The following is a 5,456-nucleotide window of genomic DNA, read 5'->3' as shown; positions in this document are numbered from 1 at the left end:
AGAGCGGCTGCCGCAGGCAGCCGCTTTTTTGTCCCGCAGGCCGCGAAAAAGCCTGCGGCAGAAGGGGCATTCACCCCGGCCCTACATGAATAGAGGGCCGGAGCGGGCCCGGAAATTTACAATAATTGTGTTTTGTCTGACCGAATATGGGTATCCTATTGGACAGCGTGAGTTGTTTATGATAAAAGGGCATAAAACTTCATGGGCAGTGGGGCGCCGCGAAAATCAGCTGCCCCGGCGGCGCATGAAGTTTTCGCGCATGTGGGCTGTCCCGGTCCGTGCGCTGAAATTTCAGGCCGCGCCGTGGTCGGCGGCACACGGCCCTTTTGCGATGCGCCTGCATCGCAAAACGAGAGAGAAAGAGAGAGGAATGCACCCATGCCCAGAAAGACGATCCAGAAGAATCTTGCATACGACACGGAGCGGCAGCTGTATTACGCGGTGTTCCGGCAGGACGGACGGCGCTATACCCGCACCTACCGCACCAGGGAGGAGGCCCAGGCCGCGCTGGAGGGGAACTCCTGTGCCGACCGGCGCCTGCCGGGGAAGGACTGCACACTGGGGGAGTGGCTGACCTTCTGGCTGGAGGAGGTGGTGGCCCGGGACCGGGCAGAGAGCACGCTGTACGCCTACCGCAACATGGCACGCTGTCATGTGCTGCCTGCCCTGGGAAGGATCCCTCTGGCGGAGCTGACGCCCCTGCGTATCCAGGGCTATCTCTATGAGAAGATGAACCAGGGCCTGTCCCCCAACACGGTCATCAAGCACTATGTGATGCTGACCACGGCCCTGGGCATGGCGGTGCGGCTGGAGATGCTGGAACGCAGCCCCATGGACCGGGTGACGCCGCCCAAGAAGAAGGAGGCCCGCTTCAGCTTTTACTCCCCGGAGCAGCTGCAGCTGCTGTTCTCCGCCGTGTCCGGCACGATGATGGAGCTGCCGGTGAAGCTGGCGGCCTATCTGGGCCTGCGGCGCAGCGAGATCTGCGGCCTGCGGTGGGAGAATGTGGACCTGGAGGCGGGGCTGCTCTCCATCCGGGAGGTGCGCACAGAGGTGGGCGGCAGCGTGGTGCTGAAGTCCCCCAAGACCCGCACCTCCGCCCGGCGGCTGGGCATCACCGGGCTCCAGGACCTGCAGCAGGTGCTGCGGCGGGCGTGGGAGAGGCGGCGCAGCGACGACCCGAAGGAGTGGGTGGTGCTGCGGCAGGACGGGACGCCCCCCAAGCCGGACCAGCTGACCCGGGACCTGCTGACGGTGGTGCGGCGGCAGGGGCTGCCCAAGATCTCCCTCCACGGCCTGCGGCACAGCTTTGCCTCGGTGGCCAACAGCCAGGGCGTGCCCATGTTCGATATCTCCCGCACCCTGGGGCACAGCTCCATGACCGTCACCAGCAACATCTACACCCACCTTTTTGACGACACGGAGGCCCAGGCCCTGGCCGCTGTGGCCAGAGCCATCGAAAAAGCCTGAATTTTACCGGCATTTTACAGCACCGCGCTTTTGAATTTCATCTGCCTCTGTCAATCTGATAAACGTGAAACGCCGCATCCCAGTGGGGAGCGCGGGAAGAAGGAGCGTCATACCCATGAAATTCGCCATTGTGGACCTGGGGTCCAACACCATCCGACTGTCCGTCTACAACACCCTGCCGGAGGGCGGATTCGACCTGCTGTTTTCCGAAAAGGAGATGGCGGGACTGGTCAGCTACGTCCACGGAGGGGTGCTCTCTCCGGAGGGAATCCAGCGGGCCTGCGGGGCCATCCGGGACTTTCAGGCGCTGCTGCGGCAGTTTGATCTGGATGCCCCCCACGTATTTGCCACCGCCTCCCTGCGGAACATCCGCAACACGGAGGAGGCAGTGGAGCAGATTCGGGCGGCCACCGGCGTGGGGGTGGATGTGATCTCCGGCGAGCTGGAGGCCAGACTGGGCTATTACGGCGCCCGGACGGCCACGGACTTGCAGGACGGCGCCATGTTCGACATTGGCGGCGGCAGCGCAGAGGTCCTGGAGGTCCGGGCCGGGGAGGTCAAAAAGGCCCAGAGCCTGCCCATCGGATCCCTGGAGCTGTTCAATCGCTGCGTGGACGGCCTGTGGCCCAAGAAAAAGGAGCTGGAGCGGATCCGCAGCACCGTGGCCGCGGCCCTGAAGGAGGCCCGGCTGCCGGCGCACCGGGCGGAACGGGTCTGCGGCGTGGGCGGCACGGCCCGGGCGGCGCTGAAAATCGCCAATGACTGGTATGAAAAGCCGGCGGGAAACCGCATCCTGACGCCTGCGGAGGTCCGCCGGCTGACAAAGCTGCTGTTGAAGCGGGACCACCAGGCGCGGAAGCAGATCCTGCGGCACTGCCCGGACCGGGTGCACACGATTCTGCCGGGCATCGTGCTGATGGATGCACTGACAGAGGCGCTGTGCGGAGGAGAGCTGTATATCAGTCCCTACGGCGTCAGGGAGGGATATCTGTGTCACAAGCTGCTGAACGCTGGGACCTGAGTTACACCCAGAACCGGGAACTCAGTTGGCTGGCCTTTGACCAGCGGGTGCTGGAGGAGGCGGCGGACCCCTCTGTGCCGCTGATGGAGCGTCTGCGCTTTCTCTCCATCTTCACCAGCAACCTGGACGAGTTCTTCATGGTGCGGGTGGGAAGCCTGACGGACCTAGCCCTAGTGGCCCCGAACGCCCGGGAAAACAAGGGCGGGTTCTCCCCGGCGGAACAGCTGCGGCGGATCTATGCCGCCGTGGTGCCGCTGGTCCGGCAGCGGGACCAGGTATACCGGGAGCTGATAGAGGCCCTGGCGGAACATGGGGTGGCGGATATCCCCTACAAGGAGCTGAAAAACGGTGAGCGGGAGTATGTGCGGGCCTGGTACCGGGAGGCCATGCGCCCGTTGCTGATGCCCCAGATCATCGACCCCAGCCACCCCTTTCCCCACCTGAAGAACAAGACCCTGTATGCCGCCGCCCTGCTGCGGGAGGGAGACAAGCGGCGGCTGGGCATCGTGGGGGTGCCGGATGTGGTGCCGCCCATCCTGCCTCTGCCGGCCCGGCCCGGCGCCTTCGTGCGGACGGAGGACATTCTGGCCCACCACCTGCGGAAGATCTTCAAGATCTATCAGATCGAGGAGCAGGCGGTGGTGTCCGTCACCCGGAACGCAGACATCAGCTATGATGAGGCTATGGACCAGGAGGACCTGGACCTGCGCGCCCAGATGACCAAGCTGCTGCGCCAGCGGGAGCGGCTGGCCCCGGTGCGGCTGGAGATGCAGGGGGAGGCCCCGGCTCTGCAGGCCATGCTGCTCCGGCGGCTGAGGCTGACGGCGGAGCAGAGCTATGTGTGCACCTGCCCGCTGGTTCTGAAATACGCCTACCAGCTGGACAGTCTGGACAGCGCCCTCTTTTACCCGCCCCACGCGCCGGCATATCCCGCCTGGCTGGACCGGGAGGTGCCCATGTGGGAGCAGATCCGCCAGCGGGACGTGCTGCTGTTCTATCCCTACCACTCCATGCAGCCGTTTCTGGACCTGCTGCGCCAGAGCGCCGCGGACCCGGCGGTGGTGTCCATTCAGATGACCATTTACCGGGTGGCGGGGAAGTCCGCCGTCATCAAGCACCTGTGCGCCGCGGCGGAGAACGGCAAGGCCGTGACGGTGCTGGTGGAGCTGCGGGCCCGCTTTGACGAGGGCAACAACATCACCTGGGCCCGGGAGCTGGAGGAAGCCGGGTGCCGGGTGATCTACGGACCCGCCGGCTATAAGTGCCACGGCAAGATCTGCCTCATCACCCGGAAGGAGAAAGCAGGACTCAGCTATGTGACCCAGATCGGCACGGGCAATTACAACGAAAAGACCGCGGCGCTGTACACAGACTTCTCCCTGTTGACGGCGGATCGGACCATTGCCGCCGATGGCGTGGCCTTTTTCCAGAATATGCTGATCGGCGATTTGCGGGGCAGCTACGGCAAGCTGCTGGTGGCGCCGGTGTCCCTGAAGCAGACGCTGTTACGGCTCATCGACGGGGAGATCGCCCGGGGCGACCGGGGGCGGATCATCCTGAAGACCAACGCCGTCACGGAGCGGGAGCTGATCGACAAGCTGGCGGAGGCATCCCAGGCAGGAGTGCGGGTGGACCTGATCGTCCGGGGCATCTGCTGCCTGGTGCCCGGCGTGCCAGGCAAGACGGACCATATCACCGTGACCAGCATCGTGGGGGAGTTTCTGGAGCACTCCCGCATCTACTGCTTCGGGGAGGGTGCCCTGCGGCAGATGTACTTATCCTCTGCGGACATCATGACCCGAAATCAGGAGCGGCGGGTGGAGATCGCCTGCCCGGTGGAGAGCCGGGAGGTGCAGGACTTCCTCTCGGACTATCTGGCCCGGCTTCTGGGAGACAATGTGAAGGCCCGGCGGATGCTGCCGGACGGGGGCTTTGTCCGGGCGGAGCAGGCCGGCGCGGTGCCGGTTTCCGTCCAGCAGTTCTATCTGGACCATCCTCCCCAGATGCGGGCCACGGAGCGGGGAAAGGGCCGCGGCTGGAGACTGCCGGAGCTGTTCCGGAAGCGGAAGTAAAAAACAGCAGGAGCGGGAGCCCTTATGGGGTCCCGCTCCTGACAGCTGGAAAACAGATCGCGTCACGGCCGCCCGCCCATCAGGCGGGAGATGTTGGCGGCAGTGGCCTTCACGGCACGAGTCATCACGTCCAGCTCTTCTTTCATACGGAAGGTGGGACCGGCGATGCTGACCGCCGCCACCACCGTCTGGTCCAGACCGAAGATGGGGGCGCCCACGCAGATCAGGCCGGGTTCGATCTCCCCGTCGTCAATGGCGAAGCCGTTGATCCGGGCCTGGGCCAGCTGCTCCCGCAGCAGGTCCGGGGAGAAGACGGTGCGGTCCGTCAGCCGCTGCATCTGGGGCAGGTCCCGGCAGTAGGCGTCCACATAATCGGGATCGTGAAAGGCCAGCATGATCTTGCCGCCGCTGGTGGCGTGGGCCGGGGCTCGGGTGCCCACTTTCGTGTTGCACACCACGGAGCGGAAGGTCTCCACTTTGTCCAGATAAAAGATCTCCCGGTCCAGCATCACGCTGAGGTTGATGGTCTCCTTCACAGTGGCGGACAGCTTTTCCGGCTCCGGCCGGGCGGTACTGCGCAGATCGGAGTGGCTGAGGACGGTGCTGGAGAGCAGCAGGAGGCGTGGCCCCACCCGGTAGCTCTTGCGGACGGGATCCTGGACCAGATAACCCCGGTCCGTGAGGGTGGAGAGCTGGCGGTGGACAGTGGTGGTGGGCAGATCCAGCTGTGCCACCAGGCGCTTCAACGTCCATTCCGTCTCGTTATCCATGAAGCACTCCAAAATCTCCAGGGCGCGGAGGATGCTGGATACCTGTTCTTTTGCCATAAATCGGCCGCTCCTTTTTGGCGATATCATAGTGAAAAGTCAATAGCTAAGTGCGAAAAAATCAGA

4 protein-coding genes are annotated in these 5,456 nt (G+C 64.4%); 3 read left to right on the top strand and 1 reads right to left on the bottom strand.

Features of this window, described 5'->3' with window-relative positions; translation table 11 throughout:
• Window positions 1-378 precede the first annotated feature (378 nt).
• From HMPREF1546_RS04160 to ppk1, 3 genes are all read left to right on the top strand, one after another.
• On the top strand, window positions 379-1,470 hold the full coding sequence (locus HMPREF1546_RS04160) for a tyrosine-type recombinase/integrase (RefSeq protein WP_021750781.1): 1,092 nt from the start codon (window positions 379-381) through the stop codon (window positions 1,468-1,470).
• A gap of 115 nt (window positions 1,471-1,585) precedes the next feature.
• Window positions 1,586-2,491 (top strand): Ppx/GppA phosphatase, encoded by a 906-nt coding sequence (locus HMPREF1546_RS04155; protein ID WP_021750780.1) that lies wholly within the window; start codon window positions 1,586-1,588, stop codon window positions 2,489-2,491.
• The gene (gene ppk1 / locus HMPREF1546_RS04150) at window positions 2,461-4,563 is read left to right on the top strand and encodes a polyphosphate kinase 1 (protein ID WP_021750779.1); all 2,103 of its coding nucleotides are present in this window, start codon (window positions 2,461-2,463) and stop codon (window positions 4,561-4,563) included. The genes HMPREF1546_RS04155 and ppk1 overlap by 31 nt, the downstream gene beginning before the upstream one ends.
• A 62-nt stretch (window positions 4,564-4,625) precedes the next feature.
• On the opposite strand, the gene HMPREF1546_RS04145 is transcribed toward ppk1, so the two are convergent.
• Window positions 4,626-5,390, bottom strand: a complete 765-nt coding sequence (locus HMPREF1546_RS04145; protein ID WP_021750778.1) for an IclR family transcriptional regulator — start codon at window positions 5,388-5,390, stop codon at window positions 4,626-4,628.
• Window positions 5,391-5,456: the final 66 nt, after the last annotated feature.

Source organism: Oscillibacter sp. KLE 1745 (genome assembly GCF_000469445.2).
Lineage (GTDB): Bacteria > Bacillota > Clostridia > Oscillospirales > Oscillospiraceae > Oscillibacter > Oscillibacter welbionis.
This window is presented reverse-complemented; position numbering and strand designations above follow the sequence as displayed.